The organism is Lysobacter sp. SCRH-1R, from assembly GCF_057747855.1.
In genome coordinates this window covers 1,098,718-1,120,152 of the sequence record NZ_CM173227.1, presented here as the reverse complement: position 1 = coordinate 1,120,152, position 21,435 = coordinate 1,098,718, and the positions used below count along the sequence as shown (strand labels likewise).

Annotated in this window: 18 protein-coding genes; 9 read left to right on the top strand and 9 right to left on the bottom strand. The window is 68.8% G+C overall.

The window, feature by feature from the left end; all coding sequences use genetic code 11:
* Nucleotides 1-24: 24 nt before the first annotated feature.
* Nucleotides 25-495 (bottom strand): 23S rRNA (pseudouridine(1915)-N(3))-methyltransferase RlmH, encoded by a 471-nt coding sequence (rlmH, locus tag AC3ANK_RS05170; RefSeq protein ID WP_206859662.1) that lies wholly within the window; start codon nt 493-495, stop codon nt 25-27.
* A 130-nt stretch (nt 496-625) separates the two neighbouring features.
* On the opposite strand from rlmH, the gene AC3ANK_RS05165 reads away from it, so the two are divergent.
* Entirely contained in the window at nt 626-2,167 is a 1,542-nt protein-coding gene (locus tag AC3ANK_RS05165; RefSeq protein ID WP_484172292.1) for an alkaline phosphatase PhoX, read from the top strand.
* A gap of 485 nt (nt 2,168-2,652) precedes the next feature.
* On the opposite strand, the gene rsfS is transcribed toward AC3ANK_RS05165, so the two are convergent.
* The 5 genes from rsfS to leuS all read right to left on the bottom strand — a co-directional run bounded on the left by rsfS (nt 2,653) and on the right by leuS (nt 8,652).
* On the bottom strand, nt 2,653-3,084 hold the full coding sequence (gene rsfS, locus AC3ANK_RS05160; RefSeq protein ID WP_484172291.1) for a ribosome silencing factor: 432 nt from the start codon (nt 3,082-3,084) through the stop codon (nt 2,653-2,655).
* Nucleotides 3,085-3,122: 38 nt separating this feature from the next.
* A complete protein-coding gene (gene nadD, locus AC3ANK_RS05155; protein WP_484172290.1) occupies nt 3,123-3,800 on the bottom strand; it encodes a nicotinate-nucleotide adenylyltransferase in 678 nt (225 codons plus the stop codon).
* A gap of 14 nt (nt 3,801-3,814) precedes the next feature.
* The gene (gene holA, locus AC3ANK_RS05150; RefSeq protein ID WP_206859666.1) at nt 3,815-4,882 is read right to left on the bottom strand and encodes a DNA polymerase III subunit delta; all 1,068 of its coding nucleotides are present in this window, start codon (nt 4,880-4,882) and stop codon (nt 3,815-3,817) included.
* Nucleotides 4,882-5,514, bottom strand: a complete 633-nt coding sequence (locus tag AC3ANK_RS05145) for an LPS-assembly lipoprotein LptE (protein WP_206859667.1) — start codon at nt 5,512-5,514, stop codon at nt 4,882-4,884. The genes holA and AC3ANK_RS05145 overlap by 1 nt, the downstream gene beginning before the upstream one ends.
* 372 nt (nt 5,515-5,886) lie before the next feature.
* Nucleotides 5,887-8,652, bottom strand: coding sequence for a leucine--tRNA ligase (leuS, locus tag AC3ANK_RS05140; protein WP_484172289.1), 2,766 nt, complete (start codon nt 8,650-8,652; stop codon nt 5,887-5,889).
* Nucleotides 8,653-8,832: 180 nt separating this feature from the next.
* On the opposite strand from leuS, the gene AC3ANK_RS05135 reads away from it, so the two are divergent.
* On the top strand, nt 8,833-10,155 hold the full coding sequence (locus tag AC3ANK_RS05135; RefSeq protein ID WP_484172288.1) for a metal-dependent hydrolase family protein: 1,323 nt from the start codon (nt 8,833-8,835) through the stop codon (nt 10,153-10,155).
* A gap of 114 nt (nt 10,156-10,269) precedes the next feature.
* Here AC3ANK_RS05135 and AC3ANK_RS05130 read toward each other — a convergent pair whose 3' ends face one another.
* Nucleotides 10,270-10,890, bottom strand: a complete 621-nt coding sequence (locus AC3ANK_RS05130; RefSeq protein WP_484172287.1) for a DUF998 domain-containing protein — start codon at nt 10,888-10,890, stop codon at nt 10,270-10,272.
* 102 nt (nt 10,891-10,992) lie between these two features.
* Between AC3ANK_RS05130 and trxA the strand changes: the two genes are divergently transcribed.
* From trxA to AC3ANK_RS05105, 5 genes are all read left to right on the top strand, one after another.
* On the top strand, nt 10,993-11,868 hold the full coding sequence (gene trxA / locus AC3ANK_RS05125; protein WP_484172286.1) for a thioredoxin: 876 nt from the start codon (nt 10,993-10,995) through the stop codon (nt 11,866-11,868).
* Nucleotides 11,869-12,115: 247 nt separating this feature from the next.
* Nucleotides 12,116-12,586 carry a DUF4442 domain-containing protein gene (locus AC3ANK_RS05120; protein ID WP_206859672.1) on the top strand — a complete coding sequence of 157 codons (471 nt, stop codon included), beginning with the start codon at nt 12,116-12,118 and terminating at the stop codon, nt 12,584-12,586.
* Between the two features lie 171 nt (nt 12,587-12,757).
* A complete protein-coding gene (locus tag AC3ANK_RS05115; RefSeq protein WP_484172285.1) occupies nt 12,758-14,770 on the top strand; it encodes a serine/threonine-protein kinase in 2,013 nt (670 codons plus the stop codon).
* A 66-nt stretch (nt 14,771-14,836) separates the two neighbouring features.
* On the top strand, nt 14,837-15,541 hold the full coding sequence (locus tag AC3ANK_RS05110) for a DUF502 domain-containing protein (RefSeq protein ID WP_484172284.1): 705 nt from the start codon (nt 14,837-14,839) through the stop codon (nt 15,539-15,541).
* A gap of 87 nt (nt 15,542-15,628) precedes the next feature.
* A complete protein-coding gene (locus AC3ANK_RS05105) occupies nt 15,629-16,399 on the top strand; it encodes a queuosine precursor transporter (protein ID WP_206860387.1) in 771 nt (256 codons plus the stop codon).
* A gap of 3 nt (nt 16,400-16,402) precedes the next feature.
* On the opposite strand, the gene AC3ANK_RS05100 is transcribed toward AC3ANK_RS05105, so the two are convergent.
* Nucleotides 16,403-17,188: a LytR/AlgR family response regulator transcription factor gene (locus tag AC3ANK_RS05100; protein WP_484172283.1), complete on the bottom strand. Its 786-nt coding sequence runs from the start codon at nt 17,186-17,188 to the stop codon at nt 16,403-16,405.
* Nucleotides 17,185-18,264 carry a sensor histidine kinase gene (locus AC3ANK_RS05095; RefSeq protein ID WP_484172282.1) on the bottom strand — a complete coding sequence of 360 codons (1,080 nt, stop codon included), beginning with the start codon at nt 18,262-18,264 and terminating at the stop codon, nt 17,185-17,187. Before AC3ANK_RS05095 ends, AC3ANK_RS05100 begins: the two co-directional genes overlap by 4 nt.
* A gap of 147 nt (nt 18,265-18,411) precedes the next feature.
* Here AC3ANK_RS05095 and AC3ANK_RS05090 point away from each other — a divergent pair, with 147 nt between their 5' ends.
* The gene (locus tag AC3ANK_RS05090) at nt 18,412-19,338 is read left to right on the top strand and encodes a hypothetical protein (RefSeq protein ID WP_484172281.1); all 927 of its coding nucleotides are present in this window, start codon (nt 18,412-18,414) and stop codon (nt 19,336-19,338) included.
* 84 nt (nt 19,339-19,422) lie between these two features.
* A complete protein-coding gene (locus tag AC3ANK_RS05085; RefSeq protein ID WP_484172280.1) occupies nt 19,423-21,249 on the top strand; it encodes a DUF885 domain-containing protein in 1,827 nt (608 codons plus the stop codon).
* Nucleotides 21,250-21,435 lie beyond the last annotated feature (186 nt).

Sequence of the window (21,435 nt, the reverse complement as noted above, 5' to 3'; positions counted from 1 at the left end):
ATTCGCTTCAGGACCGAAGCGGCATCACGCCCGGTGATACGGATGATTGGCCAGCAACGCCGCCGCGCGATACAGCTGCTCCGCGGCGACCAGCCGCACCAGCATGTGCGGAAGCGTGAGCGGGCCGAGCGACCAGGACTCGTCGCCGCGCGCGATCACGTCCGGTGCGTGGCCTTCGGGTCCGCCGATGAGGAACGCCAGGTCGCGCCCCTGCGCGCGCCAGTGTTCGAGGCGCTGCGCCAGCTGTTCGGACGACCACGGCTTGCCGCGTCCGTCGAGCGTCACCACCAGCGCGTTCTTCGGCAGCGCGGCGATCACGCGCGCGCCTTCGTCCTGCATGGCGCGTGCGGCATCGCGACCCTTTCCGCGCAGGCCGGGTTCGACCTCGACCAGTTCCAGCGGCAGCCAGTGCGACAGGCGCTTCTGGTACTCGCCGAAACCTTCGGCGACCCAGCGCGGCGCGCGTTCGCCCACGGCGATGAGCTTGGCTTTCATCGTTTCGCTTCCATCGGTGAGATGGTAACCGCGCACGGTCACGATCCGGCGCGCTGACGCGCAGGTGTCATCGAACGGCCATGCCGCGCTCCCAGCATTCGGGCTTCCCCCAGCCCCGCAGGAGACGCAGATGGACGCATTCGGTTCCTCCCGCCGCCAGGTCCTCAAAGGCAGTGCCGCCGCGATGGCGGTCGGCGCCATCGGCAGCCTTGGCGCGCTCTACACGCGCCAGGCGCTCGCCGGTGGCGATCCGAACCGCCTGGCCCCGATCCCCAGCCGCTACGGCCCGCTCGCGCCGGTCGCCGATCGCAGCACGGGCCTGCCGCTGCTGCAGTTGCCGCGCGGCTTCAGCTATCGCTCCTTCGGCTGGTCGGGCGACGTGATGAGCGACGGCCAGCCCTGCCCCGACCGCCACGACGGCATGGCCGTGGTCGCCGTGCGCAAGCCCGGCCGCGGCAGGTTCGATCGTCATCCGGGCCGTGGCCACGGGCACGAGCTCGTGCTCATCCGCAATCACGAGCGCGGCGGCGCCACGCCGATCAACGCGCCGGGCATGTACGACACCGGCGACATCGGCGGCGGCCAGCGCGCGGGCGGCGGCACCACCACGCTGATCCATCGCAACGGCGACTGGCACAGCATCGAGGCCAGCCTCGGCGGCACGCTGGTCAACTGCGCCGGCGGCCCGACGCCGTGGGGCACGTGGCTGAGCTGCGAGGAGATCAAGACCGACGACGCGTCCAGCACCGGCCGCAAGCACGGTCACGTGTTCGAAGTGCATGCCGACGCGGAACGCACCAGCGGGCGTCCGCTGGTCGGACTGGGACGCTTCAGCCATGAGGCGGTCGCGGTCGATCCGCGCACCGGCATCGTCTACCTGACCGAGGACGACCGGAACAAGGCCGGCCTGTACCGCTTCATCCCGAACGATCGCGCCGGCCGCTACGGCTCGCTCGAACACGGCGGTCGCCTGCAGGCCGCGCGCGTGCGCGGCAGGCGCAACGCGGACCTCACGGTGGCGAAGATCGGCGACGAATACGCGCTGGAATGGATCGACATCGCCGATCCCGACCTCGACACCATCGCGGCTCCGGCGGGCTTTCCCGACATCTCCGCGGGCGAAACGCTCAGCGGCCCGTTCGCCCAGGCGTGGGCCGATGGCGCGCTGCGCATGAGCCGCGGCGAAGGCATCTGGCACAGCTACGGGAAGATGTTCATCGTCGACACCAGCACCGGCGTGGACGATCAGGGCCGCCGTGGCCGCGGCAACGGCGCGGTGTGGGTGCTCGACCTGCTCACGCAGCGCATCCGCGCGTTGTTCGTCAGCGGCAACCAGTTGGCCGCGCACAATCCCGACAACATCACCGTGAGCGCGCGCGGCGGCGTGCTGCTGTGCGAGGACGGCGGCGAGAGCCCGGACGAATACGGCCCGGGCGCGCGCCTGATCGGGCTGACGCGACGCGGCGAGTCGTTCTACTTCTGCAAGAACAACATCGAGCTGACGTCCACGCAGATCGCCAACGCGGACAAGACGATCGCCGAAGGCGACTACCGCGAAAGCGAGTTCTGCGGCGCGTGCTGGGATCCGTGGAGCCGGACGCTGTTCGTGAACATCCAGACGCCGGGAATCACGTTCGCGATCACGGGGCCGTGGGAGCGTGGGCATCTGTGAGGCGGTTGGAGCGGCCTGCAGGGGCGGGCCGCTCTTCTCCATGCCGGTGACGCGCGCCGCTTTGGCGTTGCGGTCTTCGCCTGCGTGCTGCTTCGAGAAGTGAAGTTGCGCGGGCTGATGGGAGCGCGTGGCGCTACGGGCACTCCGCTCCCGATAAAACAGCCACCATCATTCCAGCGAAAACTGCAAGACAGGTTGTTGTGGTCGTTGCCCTTGTAGCCCGGGTAAGCGAAGCGCACCCGGGAGCGCGGTCGCCTCCCTCCCCGGGTGCGCTTCGCTTACCCGGGCTACAAGAGAGCATCGTCGTCCGAGAACATCGTCGCCGCGACGACACCGTCATCGACGGTGAAATTGGTCACCGATGAGGGAGTGCCCGCGCGTTACTCAAACATCCACCAGAACGCAGACGGCGCCCGAAGGCGCCGTCCAGAATCCGCATCGTTTCAACCGCGACCAAACGCGGCCGACGTAAGAGAGGCAGCGAACTAGAACCGCTCTTCCGCGTCCGTTTCGACCTCATCGTCCTCATCCGCTTCCGGCGGCTGGTCGCCCACCGTCCACAGGCGCTCCAGGGCGTAGAACTCGCGCACGCGCGGCAGCATGACGTGGACGACCACGTCGCCCAGGTCGACCAGCACCCATTCGGCCTCGCGCTCGCCTTCCACGCCCAGCGGCTGGACGTCGAGGTTCTTGGCGAACTTGACGACTTCGTCGGCGATCGACTTCACGTGACGGGTCGAGGTGCCCGAAGCGATGACCATGTAGTCGGTGACGCTGCTCTTGCCGCGTACGTCGATTTCGGTGACGTCGCGCGCCTTGAGTTCCTCCACGGCCGCATGCACGGTTTTCAGCAGGACATCCACCGGCGGCGGCGGGTTGGGCAGGCGGGTCTTGATGACTTGCGCTTCGGTACTCAAGGGGCGGGGACTCTCTGGGGGATTGCGGTGCCCGGGGATTATAACGAAGCCGGCGTGACGCCCCGGACGCCGTACAGGCCGTGGCGGCGGATGTATTCGGCGACGGCCGGTGCGACGCCGTCCTCCCACGATTCTCCGGCGGCGATGCGCCGGCGCAGCTCCGTGGAAGACTCCGGGCGTTCACGCTGCAGCGGGAAAATCGCCAGCCCGCCCGCCGCGCTGCTGTTCAGGTCGGCCGGAGCGCGACGTCGTGGCCCGATCTCCGCCTCCACCTCCGGGGCCAGCGCCGCCACCGCGACCGGCTCCAGGTGCGATCCCGGACGCGCCACCGCCAGTACGTGCGCCAGCTGGAACAGCTCGCGCCACCGGTGCCAGGTGTGCAGTTGCAGCAGCGAATCGCCGCCGATCATCCACACCAGCGGCACGTCGCGGCCGGCTTCGGCGCGCAGTTCGCGCAACGTGTCGACGGTATAGGACGGGCCTGCGCGATGCAGTTCGCGGCGATCGACCTTGAGCCCGGGCTCGCCCGCGATGGCAAGGTCGAGCATGCGCGCACGCGTGTCGGCGTCGGCATGCGTGGCGTCCTTGTGCGGCGGATCGGCGGCCGGCACGAAGAACACCTGCGCCTGCAGCGCATCGCGCACTTCGCGCGCAACCGACAGATGTCCCGCGTGCACCGGGTCGAAGGTGCCGCCGTAATGGATGCGCAGTGCCATGCGCCGCCCGCGCGTCAGCCGGCGAGCAGCCGCGTCGCGCGCGGTTCGGCGACGGCGAGCAGCAGGCGTTCCAGCGCCAGCCACGCGTCCGCCGGTTCTTCGCCGTAGCGCACGCGCCCCTTGGCGATGCGGTCCACGCGCCCGGCTTCGGCGACGAACGCGTCCCAGCGCGGCGACGCATGGCGCGCCAGCGCGCGCTTGTACATCGGCTGCTTGGAATCCCAGATCCGCTGCGCCTTGAACTCGGCCGAAAGATTGCCGCCGCGCGCCTGCACGCGCGCCAGCGAGGCGGCGCGCTGCAGTTCCATCACGATCATGCCGAGCAGGCCCGGCACGGCTTCGCCTTCGGCGCGCAATCCGGCGAGCATGCGCGAGACCTGGGCGCCCTGCCCGTTCATCGCCGCATCGACCAGGCGGAACACGTCGAACCGCGCCGCATCGGCGACGAGTTCGGCCATGCGGTCGCGATCGAGCGATTGCCCATCGGACAGCAAGGCGAGCTTGTCGATTTCCTGCGCGGCGGCGAGCAGGTTGCCTTCCACGCGCTCGGCCAGGCTCTGCACGGCATCGAAGTCCGCACGCAGTCCGCGCGCGCGCAGGCGACGCTCGATCCAGTCGGGCAGTTCATGCGGCTTGATCTGCCACGCGATGGCGATCTGGCCGATCCGGCCGATCGCCTCGCTCCACTTGCCGCCGTGCTGCTTGCTCCACTCGCCGGCGGTGATGAGCAGGGTCACGTCGGACGGCGGGTCGGCGCAGAAATCGGCGATCACCTCGGCGCCTTCCTTGCCCGGCTTGCCGCTGGGCAGGCGCAGCTCGACCAGGCGCCGGCTGGCGAACAGGCTCGGGGCGCGGAAGCTGGCGGACATCGCGTTCCAGTCCGGTTCGCGCTGGTTGCCTTCGGCCTCGAACACTTCGCGTTCGGCGATGCCGGCACGACGCGCCGCGGCGCGCACGGCGTCGGCCGCTTCGAGCACGCGCAGCGGTTCGGGGCCGGCGATCAGGTAGGCCGGATGCAACGATGCGGGCTCGGGCCGATCCAGGCCGAGCTGGGCGACGAGTTGCTCCGGACGCAGTTCCATCAGGGCGTGGTGGTGTCCGAGGTCGGCGGCGGCGTCAGCTCGGCCGGCGTTGCGGTCGGGTCGTCGGGCGCTGCTTCCGCTCCCGGCGCGACAGCCTGATCGGCCTGGGTGGCGGCCTGCTCGGTGGCGCGACGCGCGACCGCGTCGAGGCGGCGCAGCACCGAGGCGACCATCTCGCGGCGCATCTCGCCCTGCAGGATCTCGCGCTCGCCTTCGGTGCCGATGGCCTGCACCGGGTTGGACACGTAATCGCGTGCCAGTTCGATGGTCTGGCGCGGCACGATCGCGCTCCCATCGGGTCGACGCAGTTCGAAGGTGACCGCGTAGCGCAGCGAGTACTCCTGCGCGCGGCCGAGTTCGTCGAGGCTGATCGGGCGGTCGCCCCAGCGCTCGGCGATCAGGTCGAGCACGGTGGCATCGGTCGTTTCCTCGGTGGCCGGCACGGCGCCGGCGCGGGTCAGCGCCTGCGCGAGCGACTCGGCGAGCGGGCTGTAGCGATCGACGGACACGACGCGGACCGGGCCGAGGTCCGGCGGCAGAACGAGCGCGCTGCGCAGATGGAAGCCGCAGGCCGTCAGGGTCAGCGCGAGGGCGACGGGGATGGCGCGCTTGAGCAGGGTGCGAAGGGTCATGCGGGAAGTCTGGAGGACGCCGCCAGCGCGGGCAAGCCGCGGAGGGGCGGTTTCATTCATTCACATGGGCACGACAGACACATGGGTCGGACAGAGCGCACGCGACCCGGCCGATGCGCTGAGCGCATCCCGCGTGGACAGCAACGGCCGCCCTTGTAGCCCGGGTAAGCGAAGCGCACCCGGGTGAGCGTGACAGCCCCCGGGTGCGCTTCGCTTACCCGGGCTACAAAAGCAGCGGTGCACGTGCGGTACGGGCCTGGATCCCGGCCTTCGCCGGGATGACGGTGAGGGGATGACGGTGAGGGGATGACGGTGAGGGGATGACGGTGAGGGGGAGACGGTGAGGGGGAGACGGCGCCTCGCCGCACGCGGTCAGCCCGCGACGACGTTGACGATCTTCCCAGGCACCACGATCACCTTCCGTACCGACAGCCCTTCCATGAACTTGGCGACGTTCGGCTCGGCGAGCGCCAGGCGTTCGATTTCCGCCTTGTCCAGGTTCACCGGCACCTCGATCGTGCCGCGCAGCTTGCCGTTGACCTGCACCGCCAGCGTCACCGCGTCGCGCGTGAGCGCGGCGGGATCGGCAACCGGGAACGGCACGTCCTCCAGCAGCGTTTCCGCGTGACCCAGCGCCTGCCACAACGCGTGGCAGACGTGCGGCGTCACCGGGTTGAGCAGCAGCACCATCGCCTGCAGCGCTTCGTGGCGCACGGCGCGGCCGGCGTCACTCATGTCGTCGAACTTCGACACGTGGTTGAGCAGTTCCATCAGCGCGGCGATTGCGGTGTTGAAGCTGTGGCGACGGCCGTAGTCGTCGCCGACCTTCTGGATCGTCTCGTGCAGCTGGCGGCGCAGCGTCTTCTGCGCGGCATCGAGTTGCGCGCCGCCGGCGAGCAGCGTCGGGACATCGGGATGGTCCGGCTGCGACACGTGCGTGACCACTTCGCGCCAGAAGCGGCGCAGGAAGCGCGCCATGCCTTCGACACCGGCTTCGTTCCACTCCAGCGACTGTTCCGGCGGCGCGGCGAACATCGAGAACAGGCGCACCGTGTCGGCGCCGTACTTGCCGACCATCAGCTGCGGATCGACGCCGTTGTTCTTCGACTTCGACATCTTTTCCGTGCCGCCGATGACGACGGGCTTGCCGTCGGCCTTCAGCGTCGCGCCGGTGATGCGGCCGCGTTCGTCGCGGATCACTTCCACGTCGGCGGGGTTGATCCAGTCCTTCGAGCCGTCTTCGTGATCGCGATAGAAGGTTTCGGCGATGACCATGCCCTGCGTCAGCAGGTTCGTCGCCGGCTCATCGCTGTTCACCAGGCCCTGGTCGCGCATGAGCTTGTGGTAGAAGCGGAAATACAGCAGGTGCAGGATCGCGTGCTCGATGCCGCCGATGTACTGGTCCACCGGGGTCCAGTACTTCGCGCGTTCATCGACCTGCTGCTGTGCGCCCGGCGAGGTGTAGCGCGCGTAGTACCAGCTGGACTCCATGAAGGTGTCGAAGGTGTCGGTTTCGCGCTCGGCCGCGCCGCCGCACTGCGGGCAGGTGGTCTTGCGCCATTCGGGGTCCGACTTGATCGGCGAGGTGACGCCGGAGAATGCGACGTCTTCCGGCAGCACGACCGGCAGCTGGTCTTCCGGCACGGGGACGTCGCCGCACTTGGTGCACAGGATGACGGGAATCGGGCAGCCCCAGTAACGCTGGCGGCTCACGCCCCAGTCGCGCAGGCGGTAGTTCACGCGACGCTGGCCGCGACCGTCGGCTTCGAAACGCGTGGCGAACGCGTCCAGCGCCTGCTGGAAATCCATGCCGTCGAATTCGCCCGAATTCACCAGCCAGCCGCGTTCGGTGTACGCGCCCTCTTCCTGGATGCGACGTTCGAATTCCTTCACGACCTGCACCGCGGCCGTCGTGCCATACACGTCCGCCGAGGCGCCTTCGCCGAGCGCGCTGCTCATCGCGTCCTCGTGCTTGGCGAGGTCGCCGGCGATCTCGTTCACCGCGTCGCGCACTTCCGGCGGCACGATCACCATGCGCACCGGCAGCGAATACTTGCGCGCGAATTCCCAGTCGCGTTCGTCATGGCCCGGCACCGCCATCACCGCGCCGGTGCCGTAGTTCATCAGCACGAAGTTGGCGACGTAGACCGGCATCTTCTCGCCGGTGATCGGGTGGATCGCGCTCAGGCCGGTGTAGCGGCCGCGCTTTTCCTGCGTTTCCAGTTCGGCTTCGGTAACGCCGCCCTTCTTCAGGTCGTCGAGGAACGCGGCGAGTTCGGCATCCTTTTCAGCCGCCAGGCGCGCGAGCGGATGCTCGCCGGCGATGGACACGAACGTCACGCCCATCAGCGTGTCCGGGCGCGTGGTGAACACGTGCAGCGGATCAAACGCGTTGCCGTCGCCATCCACGACATCGAAGCGGATTTTCAGGCCTTCGCTGCGGCCGATCCAGTTGCGCTGCATCGTCTTGACCGCATCCGGCCAGCCGGGCAGCGCGTCCAGGCCGTCGAGCAGTTCCTGCGCGTAGTCGGTGATCTTGAGGAACCACTGCGGGATCTCGCGCTTTTCCACCAGCGCGCCGGTGCGCCAGCCGCGGCCGTCGATCACCTGCTCGTTGGCGAGCACGGTCTGGTCGACCGGATCCCAGTTCACGACCGAATTCTTGCGGTACGCCAGGCCCTGCTTCATCAGGCGCACGAACATGCGCTGCTCGTGCACGTAGTACGACGGCTGGCAGGTGGCGAACTCGCGCGACCAGTCGATCGCGTAGCCCATCTGCTGCAGCTGCGCCTTCATGTGCGCAATGTTCGCGTAGGTCCATTTGGCCGGCGCGGTCCTGTTCTTGATCGCGGCGTTCTCGGCCGGCAGGCCGAAGGCGTCCCAGCCCATCGGCTGCAGGACGTTGTGGCCCGTCATGCGCTTGTAGCGGCTGATGACGTCGCCGATGGTGTAGTTGCGCACGTGGCCCATGTGCAGCGCGCCCGACGGATACGGCAGCATCGAGAGGCAGTAGTACTTGGGCTTGTCCGAGGCCTCGTTCACCTCGAAGGCGCGCGTGCCCTCCCAGAAGCGTTGCGCATCGCCCTCGATGGCCTGCGGGTCGTAGGGGCGGGTTTCGTTTGCGGCTTCGGCGGACACGGCGTTCGGAAGGCGGGGGAAAGAACCGCCAAGCCTACCGCAGCGCAGCAACGCCCGCCACGCGAGGCCCGCGCGGCCTGCGATCCGCGCCGGAAGCTGCGCCGCAGGTCTCCTTCGCGCCCGCGCCCGTGTGCTTCAATCGACGATTCCAGGGGATCGAAACCACACGGGGAGTCGTACGTGCTCAAGCCGCTCAGCCTTGCCTTGCTTGCCGCCATCGCCAGCATTCCAACCCAAGCAGAGGCCCAGACCGCCGCGCCCGTGAAGGACGCCGCGCAGGCGCTCCAGTGCGGCCAGGTCTTCGACGCCCGTTCCGGCAAACTCACCGGGCCGCAGACGCTGCTGGTGCGCAACGGCAAGATCGAACAGGTGATCGGCGGCGCCAGTGCGGACGTCGCCGGCGCCACGCGCGTGGACCTGAGCGGCCACACCTGCATGCCCGGCTGGACCGACCTGCACGTGCACCTGGGCAGCCAGTCGAGCCCACAAAGCTATTCCGAAGGTTTCCGCCTCGACGATGTCGATTACGCCTTCCGTTCGGTCGATTACGCGAAGAAGACGCTGATGGCCGGCTTCACCAGCGTGCGCGACCTCGGCGGCGAAGTCAGCCCGCACCTGCGCGATGCGATCAACCAGGGCCTCGTCTCCGGTCCGCGCATCTGGGCGGCCGGCAAGTCCATCGCCACCACCGGCGGCCACGCCGATCCGACCAATGGCTACAACGACGCGCTCTCGCACCTGATCGGCCCACCCGGCCCGACCGAAGGCGTCATCAACTCCATCGACGACGCGCGCCAGGCCGTGCGCCAGCGCTACAAGGAAGGCAGCGACGTCATCAAGATCACCGCCACCGGCGGCGTGCTGTCATACGCGAAATCCGGCGACGCGCCGCAGTTCACGGTGGAAGAAGTCAAGGCGATCGTCGACACCGCGAAGGACTACGGCTACCGCGTCGCCGCGCACGCGCACGGCGAAGAAGGCATGAAGCGCGCGGTGCTCGGCGGCGTGACGTCGATCGAGCACGGCACCTACATGAGCGACGACGTGATGAAGCTCATGAAGCAGCACGGCACCTGGTACGTGCCGACGATCTATGCCGGCCGCTTCGTCGCCGACAAGGCGAAGATCGACGGCTACTTCCCCGATGTCGTGCGCCCGAAGGCGCAGCGCATCGGCGCGCTGATCCAGGAAACCGCCGGCAAGGCCTACAGGAACGGCGTGAAGATCGCCTTCGGCACCGACATGGGCGTGGGCCCGCACGGCGACAACGCGCGCGAGTTCATCTACATGGTCGAGGCGGGAATCCCCGCTCCGGTGGCCTTCCAGGCCGCGACGATCCGTGCCGCCGAGGTGCTCGGCGCCGACGACCAGGGCGTGATCGAAGCGGGCAAGCGCGCCGACATCGTCGCGGTGCCGGGCAATCCGCTGGAGGACATCCAGCAGGTGATGAAGGTCGATTTCGTGATGAAGGACGGCACGGTGTACCGCGCACCGGAGGCCTGATGCGTCATGCCCTTGTAGCCCGGGCAAGCGAGGCGCACCCGGGAGCCGCCGGCAAGGGCCTCCCGGGTGCGGCTACGCCTTACCCGGGCTACAAAGGCGCCGTGCGGATCGCGATCACGCGATGCGGATGATTCCGCCGCAACGCGAAGCGACCACCACGCACGCCAGCCATGCCAGCAGCACCACGCGCTGCGCGATCGGCCCGGCGATTACCGGGAAGACGTTCAACAACACCGCGATCGCGCCTGCGACGACGAACGCGATCGCCCCATTCCGCCATGCCCGGTCCCGCAGCAGGCCGAGCCCCAGCATCAGCGCACCGGCTGCGAACGCCAGCCACCACAGCAGCCACATCGTGGCGTGACGCTGGCTGATCGGGCCATCCAGGTCCGACGGATCCAGCCGCCACACGCCCTGCGCCGCGAACGCCAGCGCCGAGAGCGCCAGCATCCAGCAGCCGATGCCCGCCCACCGCTCGGCCCCCACCGGCAACCGCCCGCGCACGCGCACGAACACCCACGCCGCCAGCAGCCCCGGCACCACGAAGCCCAGCACGTTGAATGGCGCCGCACCGGGAACGCCGGCCGCTCCCAGCAATCCGAGCGGATGCAGCGCGTGCGAGAACTCCAGCAGCGCCGCGCCGAAACCCAGCGCCGCGAGCACGCAGCATGCGGCGGCCAGCCAGCCGGCATGGCGATCGAACGCGGCGAGGCGCGACGGGAACGGACGGTTCATGCCGGCATGCTAGCGTGACGACCCGCTCCGCGCCCGCTTGGCAGGCGCGCGCGCCGCCCCCATCTCCCCAGCATCGCCGAACAAGCCCCGCGAGCCATCCGAATGACGATTTCCGACGCCACCGCCAACGCCCACGTCTTCGACGCCACGGCCGACAACTTCGAGACCGAAGTCCTGCAGAAATCGCTGCAGACGCCGGTGCTGGTGGACTTCTGGGCCGAATGGTGCGGGCCGTGCAAGACGCTGGGCCCGATCCTGGAGAAGCTCGCCGCCGACTACCACGGCGCGTTCCGCCTGGCGAAGGTCGACGTGGACAAGGAGCCGCAGCTGGCCGGCGCCTTCCAGGTCCGCTCGATCCCGACCGTGTTCCTGGTGAAGGACGGGCAGCTGGTGGACGGTTTCCCCGGTGCGCTGCCCGAGGGCCAGCTGCGTGAATTCCTGACGCATCACGGCATCCAGCCGGCCGAAGCCATCGAAGAGGTGCCGGAAGCCGCTACCGCGCCGCTCGATCCGCACGCCGAGGTCGTGCGCCTGCGCCACGAATCCGAAGCCGCGCCGGACAACGCCGAACTGCGCCTGGACCTCGCCCTCGCCCTGCTGCGCATCGGCGCGGCGCAGGAAGCCGAGCAACTGCTCGACGCGCTTCCGGCGAACCTCGCCACCGACGACCGCTCGGTCCGCGCCCGCTCGCGGCTGGGCTTCGCGGCGCTGCTGAAGGATGCGCCGCCGGCGGAGGTGCTCGAGGCGGCCATCGCCAGCAACCCGGACGACCTGCGCGCCCGTCACCTGCTCGGCGCGCTGAAGCTGGTGGATGGCGACGCCGAAGCGGGGCTGGAGCAGTTCCTGGAGATGCTTCGCCGCGACAAGACCTACGAGGACGGCCTGCCGCGCAAGACGCTGATCGACGCCTTCCGCGTGGTCGAGGACGAGGACCTGGTGGGGCGGTATCGGCGGAAGATGTCGTCGTTGTTGTTCTGATTTTCGGGATTCGGCATTGATGCTCTTGTAGCCCGGGCAAGCGAAGCGCACCCGGGGACGTCGCGCCGCTCCTCCGGGTGCGCTTCGCTTACCCGGGCCACCAGGGCTCGCCACCACGTCGTATCCGGCGTCTACGTCGCTCTCTCCCCCCCCAACCCTCCCCTGCATTCGCAGGAGAGGGAGCGCCGGCCTGGATCAATACGCATCCGTATGGCAGGCTGTGCATCCCTCACGCACGCCCCACCGCATGAAAGCCAGCGTCCTGCGCCGCGGCCTGAACCTCTGGCCGCCGTTCCTCTTCAGCGGCATCCACGTCACCACGATTTCCGACGACTACCGCCACGCGCACGTCGAACTGCGCATGCGGCCCTGGAACCGCAACTACGTCGGCACGCACTTCGGCGGCAGCCTGTTCGCGATGACCGATCCGTTCTGGATGCTCCTGGCGATGCAGTCGCTGGGTCGCGAGTACTGGGTGTGGGACAAGGCCGGCGCGATCGAGTTCGTCAAGCCCGGCCGCGGCACGGTGCACGCCGACTTCCGCCTGGGCGGGGACGTCCTCGACGAACTTCGCGCCGCGACCGCCAACGGCGGGAAGGCGCTGCGCTGGTTCGACACCGATGTCACCGACGCGCAGGGCGAGGTCGTCGCGCGCGTGCGCAAGCAGCTGTACGTGCGTCGAAAGCCGGCGCATCGCGACAACGGCAACGGCGATTGAGCGTGGCCGATGGCCGTGAACACGGCCCAAAACAAGCCAATTCCGGCAAAAACTGACACAACGCGTCATCACGCTGAACCAACGATTGTGCGCACATCGTTGTTGTGATGGGCACGTCGTGAGCTTTCCCCTCTCACGGCGTATGCTCCTGCTTCGCGACAGGGGGCCGCGATGTCCGGTTCTGCAAGCAACAACGACAACGCATCGCCATTGCCGGAGATCGCCGGTTATCGCCTGCACAAGGTGATCAACCACGGCGGCATGTCGACCGTGTACCTGGGTCACCAGCTTGCGCTCGCGCGCGAGGTGGCGATCAAGGTCATGCTGCCTGTCGCACTCGCGGACGAAGTCAGCCGTCGCCGCTTCGAGAACGAAGTGCGCACGATCGCGCGCCTGGAACACCCCAACATCGTCGGCATCTTCGAAGTCGGCCGCACCTTCGACGGCCTGCCCTACTACGCGATGCCGTACCTGCCGCGCGGCCACCTCGGCCAGCGCGACCTGAGCCGCGACGAGCCGCGCGCGATCGAGATCGCGCTGACGCTGCTGTCGGCGCTGGAATACGCCCACGCGCGCGGCGTCGTGCATCGCGACGTGAAGGCCGAGAACGTGCTGTTCGACGAAAGCGAACGCGTGCTGCTGGCCGACTTCGGCATCGCGCTGCGCCGCGGCTTCGGTCCGCGCGTGACCACGGCCGGACTGGCGGTGGGCAGCACCGCGTACATGGCACCCGAACAGGCGCGCGGCGAGGACGTCGACGGCCGCGCCGATCTTTACAGCATGGGCGTGCTGCTGTGGGAAATGCTCACCGGGCGCCTGCCGTTCGAAGCCGCCGACGCGCTGTCGATGGCGGTGATGCACGCGCAGGATCCGATCCCGAAGCTGCCGCACCCTCTGCGCCACTGGCAGCGCTTCATGAATCGCGCGTTGTCGAAGCAGGCGGCCCACCGCTTCCAGGACGCCGCGCAGATGGCCGACGCGATCCGCGCGGTGCAGCAGCGCAAGCCGTGGACGCCCGCGCTGGAAGCCGTGCGGCGCCTGCGCCCCGCACAGCGCTGGGCGATGCCGGTGTGGGCGAGCGTCGGCGTGACCGCGGTGACGCTGGTGGTGCTCGCCTTCAGTTTCAATCGCGACGATGACGGCACGCCCGCGCCCGTGCCGGCCGTGCCGATGGCGACCGCGCCGGAAGCGACGCCGTCGGTCGATCCGACCGCCGCGATGTTGCAGCCGCTGCCCGAGGCGCCGCTGCAGCACGCGCTGGAAGACGCGCGCCAGCAGATCGCACGTGGCCGCCTGACCGAACCGCAGGACGCCAACGCCTTCGACAGCGTGCTGCTCGCCTGGCACACCGACAGCACGCATCCGGACGTCGCCAAGGCCATCGACCAGCTCACCGGCGCGTTCTCCGAGCACATCGTGCGCGCGGTGAAGGACGGCAAGGACGAACGCGCACGCGACCTGCATTCGCGCGCGATCGCGCTCGGCCAGCAGACCGGCACCGCGAATTCGCCCGCGCAGCAGAAACTGCGCGAGGCCACCGGCGACGCGGTGGAAGCGCGCCTGCAGCTGGCCGTGAAGCGCCGCGACGGCGCCGACGTGCAGCGCCTTACCGCGCTGGCCGATCAGCTGGACCTGCCGCGCAACAAGTTCGACGCCCGCCTTCTCGCGCAGGCCAAGGCGATGCCGAAGGGCCTCGCGCGCGGCGCGACGCTCGACACCACTTCGCAGAGCAGCGCGAAGGTCAGCGTCGCGCTGACGCCACGCCCGGTGAGCCGTCGCGAGTACGCGCGCTTCGCCGCCGCCAATGGCCGCGAGCCGGCGCTGTGCCGCGAACGCGCCTCGCTGCTGCGCGTGCTCGATCCGCGCGACTGGCAGCAGCCCGGCTTCAAGCAGGCCGACAACGACCCGGTGGTGTGCATCTCGCTGGAGGATGCGCAGGCGTACGCGCGGTGGTACAGCGCGCAGACCGGCCGCCGCTATCGCCTGCCCAGCGCCGAGGAAATCGGCCAGTCGCCTGTCGAGATCGACGGTCGCACGGTGTCGCTGTGGCTGCGCGACTGCGGCCAGAACTGCCAGCAGCGGCAGGTCGCCGGCAGCTCGTGGCGCAACCGCGAGGACCAGCGCACGCTGGCCGCTTCGCGCGGCTACGACGACGTGGGCTTCCGCCTCGTCCGCGAGCGCTGAGGTCCATCGCGCTTCCACGGCGCATGGCCCGCGATTGCGCGCCCGTTCGGTTCTACAATCCGCGCCATGCCCAATGCCCCCGAATCGCCCGCCGCCGTGCCACGGTCCGCGGCGCCCAAGCCGAGCCTGCAGAAGCTCTTCCTCACCGGCCTCCTGACCCTGTTGCCGATCTGGCTGACGTGGGTCGTGGTCAAGTTCGTGTTCGTGCTGCTGTCCGACATCAGCGCGCCGCTGATCGGCCCGGTGCTGCAGAACCTGGCGGACAGCTATCGCCAGTTGGGCTGGCTCGACGAACCATGGGTGCGCACCGTGCTGGCGTTGCTGGCGACGGTCGCCGTGATCCTGTTCTCCGGCATGATGGCGCGCCGCGTGATCGGCCAGCGCCTGCTGCGCTGGTTCGAGGCGTTGATCCAGCGCATTCCGCTGGCGAGCATCGTGTATTCCAGCGCGCGGCAGCTCCTCGACATCCTGCAGACCAAGCCCGACGGCACGCAGCGCGTGGTGCTGGTGGATTTTCCGCACAGGGAGATGAAGTCCATCGGCTTCGTCACGCGCGTGATCCGCGAACACGGCACCGGCCGCGAACTCGCTGCCGTGTACGTGCCGACCACGCCGAATCCGACGTCGGGCTACCTGGAAATCGTGCCGGTGGAGAAGATCACGCCGACCGACTGGAGCGTCGACCAGGCGATGAGCTTCATCATTTCTGGCGGCGCGGTGTCGCCGGAGAGCATTCCGTTCTCGCCGCCGGTCGGAGACGACCGTCCGTGATCCGCCATTCCTGATCCGCACCACCGCGTCCGCGCCGAAGGGGAGAAGCGCACCGTGAACGAAGCCGCGTCGCCGTCCATCGCCTCCATGCCCGCTCGCACCATCGACGACCGCGCGCTGCGGTTGTTCATCGTGCTCAGCGCGTTCTTCTGCGTGAACGCGGTACTGGCGGAGTTCATCGGCGTGAAGATCTTCGCGCTTGAGGAAACCCTCGGCATCGCGCCGCTGCACTGGAACCTGTTCGGCCAGACCGGTTCGCTGAGCTTCACCGCGGGTACGCTGCTGTGGCCGGTGGTGTTCCTGATGACCGACGTCATCAACGAATTCTTCGGCCGGCGCGGCGTGCGGATGATCTCGTGGCTCGCCGCCGTGCTGATCGTGTACGGCTTCCTGTTCGCCTTCGCGGCCATCGCGATCGCACCGGCGGACTGGTGGGTGAAGGCCGCGCAGGCGCAGGGCGTGGCCGATTACCAGGCGGCGTTCGCGGCGGTGTTCGGCCAGGGCATGTGGACGATCGCCGGCTCGCTGGTCGCCTTCATCATCGGGCAGCTGATCGACGTCGCGGTGTTCCACCGCATCCGCAGCGTCACCGGCGAGAAGCACGTGTGGCTGCGCGCGACCGGTTCGACCGCCGTTTCGCAGCTGGTGGACAGCTTCGTCGTGCTCTACATCGCCTTCGTGCTGGGACCGCAGAAGTGGCCGACCTCGCTGTTCCTCGCGGTGAGCACGGTGAACTACGCGTACAAGATGCTCGCGGCGATCGCGTTGATCCCGCTGATCTACCTGGTGCGCGCGGGCATCACGCATTACCTCGGGGAAGCGCGTGCGCGGGAGCTGCGCGAACAGGCCGCGGCCTGAGGGTCACGGCGTCGCGCACAGGCCCAGCATGCCGCGCACGCGTTCGCGATAGCGCGTGCCGGTGCCCACGCGCAGGCCGCCGTGCAGGCGCAGCAGGTAGCGGCCGCCGCCGAGCACCTCGACGTCTCGGATCGCCTGCAGGCGCACCAACCGCGAGCGGTGCACGCGCACGAAACTGCGCGGGTCCAGGCGCGTTTCCAGCGCGGTGAGCGTTTCGCGCAGGCGATAACGCTGCGGACCGACGCACAGTTCGACGTAGTTCGATTGCGCCAGCACGCAGTCGATCTCGTCCACGTTCAGCATCTGCAGGCGCGCGCCCACCGGCACCGCGATGCGTTCGACGCATTGCGCGGGCCGCTCCGTCGGCGTTCCCGCGAACGCCTGCACGCGCGAGCCGTCGATCCCGCTCGGCAACGCATCGCCCAGCGCGCGCCGCACCCGTGCCAGCGCCGCGCGCAGGCGTTCGGCAGAGAAAGGTTTGAGCAGGTAATCCGCGGCGTCCGCGTCGAAGGCGCGCAGCGCGTGTTCGGCGTGCGCGGTGACGAACACCACGCGGGGCCGCACGTCCGCCGGCAGCGCCTCGATCACGCCGAATCCGTGCAGGGCCGGCATGCGCACGTCGAGGAATGCGACATCCGGTCGCAGCCGGCGGATCGACGCGACCGCCGCGTCGCCATCGGCGCATTCGGCGACGACGTCCACGTCGGTCATCTGGCCGAGCAGCCGGCACAGCCGCGCGCGCGACATCGCTTCGTCGTCGGCCACGATGGCGCGCAGGCGTGCGGTCATGGCGCGACACCCGCCGTGCGATAGGGAAGATCCAGCCGAACCAGCGTTCCGCCGGCGACCAGCGCGACGATCTCCAGCAGATGGTCGGCGCCGTACAGGCAGGCCAGCCGCGCACGCGTGTTGCGCAGACCGATGCCCGCGCCGTGCGGCGTCGGATGCGCACCGCCGTCGTCGCGGACTTCGAGGATCAGGCGATCGGCGTTGCGCTCGGCGCGCACCGACAGCGCGCCCGGCGTGGTGCGCGTGGCGATCGCGTGCCGGATCGCGTTCTCGACCAGCGGCTGCAGCACCAGGTGCGGCACGCGTGCATCGAGCGAGGCCGAATCGATGCCCCATTCGATCCGCAGCCGTTCGCCCAGGCGAAGTTTCTCGATGCCGAGGTAGTGATCGAGCGCGACCAGCTCCTCGCGCAGTGCGACTTCCTGTTGCTGCGACGCGCCCAGGCTGTGGCGCAGCAACGCGCCGAGGTCGACCAGCATCCGGTCGGCGACTTCGGCGTCGCGGTGGATCATCTCGGCGATCGAATTGAGCGCGTTGAACAGGAAATGGGGGTTGAGCTGCGCCGACAGCGCTTCCAGCCGCGCCTGCGCGAGGCGCGATTCCAGCTCGATCGCCTGCCGTTCGCGATGCCGCGCGCGCTCGGCGTACACCAGCGCGTGCGCGATGCCGACGATCATCCACGACATCAACAGGTTGTTGAGCGCGCTGGTCGCCAGCACCGCGCCGAACGACGGCAGCGTCGCGTACCAGCCGATGAAGCCGTTCAGCGCGACCACCGCCAGCGCACGCGCGACGATCACCAGCGCGACCGCCAGCGCATGCACGAACAGCGCCTTCGCGATGCGTCCGCGCGCGCCCGGCCATTCGATCGGCCAGCGCCGGACGCACCAGAACAGGCCGAACGTGATCGGAATCCACAACCACGCGCTCGCCAGTTCGAGCCGCAGGACCTGCGCCACATCGAGCGCCTGCCCCGTCGCCTCGCGCATGTTCAGCACCTGGCCGGACCACACCAGGGCGTTCAAAGTCCACCAGGCCGTCACCAGCAACACGAGCAGGGGCGATCGGATGCGCATGGACAGCGAAGCTAGACCCGCGCGGGGGCGCTTGCAATCGCAGGCGGCGCGTTCGTCCCGCGATCCGGCGGATTCGTCCCGCATGTGCGCATCGCATCGCGCGGACGCGGCACAGTCGCCCCGCCATCCCCGACGAAGGAGTCCGTCATGCCGCAACGCACACCGCATTCGCGCACGTCCGCCCTGGTCTTCGCCCTGCTCGCCTGCATCGCCCTCCCCGTTCACGCGGGCGACGGCGGGGATCGCTGCCCGCCCGTTCGCAAGTACGCCGAAGGGACGATTTCCACCGATCGCTGGGAATGGCGGCTGAGCTTCGCCCCGAACCGGCTGCGCGCATACTGGTCCACGACCGCCGGCTGGTGGCCGGGCACCCGCGAGCAGGCGACGATCCTCACCGCGCGATGGTCGCCATGGGGCTGGGGCGAACCGGAAGTCGCCCCGTTCTCCGGCATCCACAGCGACATGGACCCGCACGTCTCGCCGGACGGACGCACGATCGTGTTCTCCTCCGAACGCCCGTCGCCCGACAACAGCGGCGGCCGGATGGACCTGTGGAAGGTCGAACGCACGCGTCGCGGCTGGAGCGAGCCGATGTACCTGGGCGCGGCGGTGAACAGCGCGGGCGATGAGCTGTACGCCAGCACCGATCGTCACGGCAACCTGTACTTCGGCAGCGACCGCAGCGGCGAATGGAACATCTATCGCGCGCGCCGCCTCGCCAACGGCCTCCATGCGCCGGCGGAGCCGCTCGGCGACGGCGTCAACAGCGCCGAGCGCTGGGAGTTCAATCCGGAGATCTCGCCCGACGGACGCACGCTGGTGTTCACGCGTCTGGATTTCCCCGGCGACCCGCTGCCGGACCTGGGCTACGGTTTCGGCGATCTGCACGTCAGCCGCCTGCGCGACGGAACGTTCACGCCGGCGCGGAACCTCGGCCCCTGCGTGAACACCGAATGGGACGAGTTCCATCCGACCGTGCTGTGGGACCGGGGCCTGCTGTTCTATGCCCGCGACATCGGCCAGCCGAGCGATTTCTACGTCACGCCACTGCGCCTGCCAAAGCTGGACGACTGACGCCCCGCGCATGACCTTCGGCCCATGCCGCCCCCGGGTGGGCGGGCGACCCTTCGGGGTCGCCCGTCAACCCGGATTTTTCCCATGCCGCACCCTGCGCGTCCGATCCTCCACCTTCCGCTCGCCATTGCCCTGGTCCTCGGCGCCGCCACCGCCCTGCCCTCCGCTGCGTTCGCGCAGGCGCCCGTCGCCGCTGATGCAGTCCAGGATGCGAAAGCCGCGCGCCTGAACCGGATGTACGAGCAGTACTGGGAAGAGCTGCTCAAGCTCAATCCGCTGCAGGCGACGTTCCAGGGCGACAACCGCTACAACGACCAGCTGCCGAACACGCTTTCGGCGCAGTACCGCCAGCGGATGCACGAGTTCAACACGCGCTGGCTCAAGCAGGTGAAGGACGTCGGCAGCGACGGCCTGAGCGGGCAGGATCTGCTGAGCTACGAGATCTTCGTGCGCGATCGCGAAGATTCGCTGGAAGCGGAGAAATTCCCGACCTGGCAGCAGCCGATCAACCAGTTCTACAACTTCGCCTCGACGTTCGTGCAGCTGGGCTCGGGCACCGGCGCACAGCCGTTCAAGACCGTCGCCGATTACGACAACTGGCTCAAGCGCGCCGCGCAGGCGCCGGCGATCTTCGACCAGGCCATCGCCAATTCGCGCGAAGGCATGGACAACGGCGTCGTGCAGCCGCGCGCGCTGATGGTGAAGGTGATCCCGCAGCTGGACGCGCTGATCAAGGACAAGGCCGAGGACACGCTGTTCTGGGGGCCGATCAAGAACTTCCCGGCCGGCTTCAGCGATGCGGACAAGCAACGCCTCACCACGCGGTACCGGCAGGTGATCGAAACGCAGTTGATGCCGTCGTATCGCGAACTCCGCGATTTCGTCGCCAACGAATACCTGCCGAAGACGCGCACGACGTCGGGCCTGGACGCGCTGCCGAACGGCGCGGCGTGGTATGCGTTCAACGCGCGCAATTCGACGACCACCGACCTGACGCCGGCGCAGATCCACCAGATCGGACTGGACGAGGTGAAGCGCATCCACGGCCAGATCGAGGGCGTGATGAAGCAGGTCGGTTTCAAGGGCTCGATGCAGGACTTCTTCAAGTTCATGCAGACCGACCCGCGTTTCTCCTTCGCCGACGAGCCCGCGCTGCTGGCGCACTACCGTGGGCTGGAAGAGAAGATCAACCGCAGGATCCCCGAGCAGTTCTCGCTGATCCCGAAGGCGGCGTTCGAGATCCGTCCGGTGGAACCGTTCCGCGCGCAGTCCGCCGCGGGCGGTTCGTACATGCGTCCGAGCCAGGACGGTTCGCGCCCGGGCATCTTCTACGTCAACACCTACGACCTGCCGACGCGCAAGACGTGGGACGCCGAAGACCTGTACCTGCATGAAGCGATTCCGGGCCATCACTTCCAGCTCGCGCTGCAGCAGGAGCTGACGGGCCTGCCGAAGTTCCGCCGCTTCGGCAGCGAGATCGCCTTCAGCGAAGGCTGGGGCCTGTACGCCGAATCGCTCGGCAAGGACCTGGGCGTGTATACCGATCCGTACAACTACTTCGGTTACCTGCAGAACGAGCTGTGGCGCGCGATCCGCCTGGTCGTCGACACCGGCCTGCACAGCAAGGGCTGGACGCGCGAACAGGTCATCAAGTACATGCTCGACAACTCGGCCGAGAGCGAAACGCAGTCCACCGCCGAAGCCGAGCGCTACATGGCGATTCCGGGCCAGGCGCTGGCATACAAGATGGGCGAGCTGAAGATCAAGCAGGTGCGCGCGAAGGCCGAGAAGGCATTGGGCCCGAAGTTCGACGTGCGCGAATTCCATGCCGAAGTGCTGAAGGACGGGTCGGTGCCGCTGGAGATCCTGGAGCGCAAGATCGATCGTTGGATCGGGGAGAAGCAAGGCTGAGGTTCGTCCACTTCGTCGCGCTTTTGTAGCCCGGACAAGGCCGAAGGCCGCATCCGGGGCGCTTCCCCGGTGCGCTTCGCTTACCCGGGCTACAGGGGCCTGAAGGCAATGCGATCTTTGCTCCCATCGCCCGCCCGCCGTACGCTCCGCCACGTGCCCGCTCCATCGGCCAGACGCACACCATCC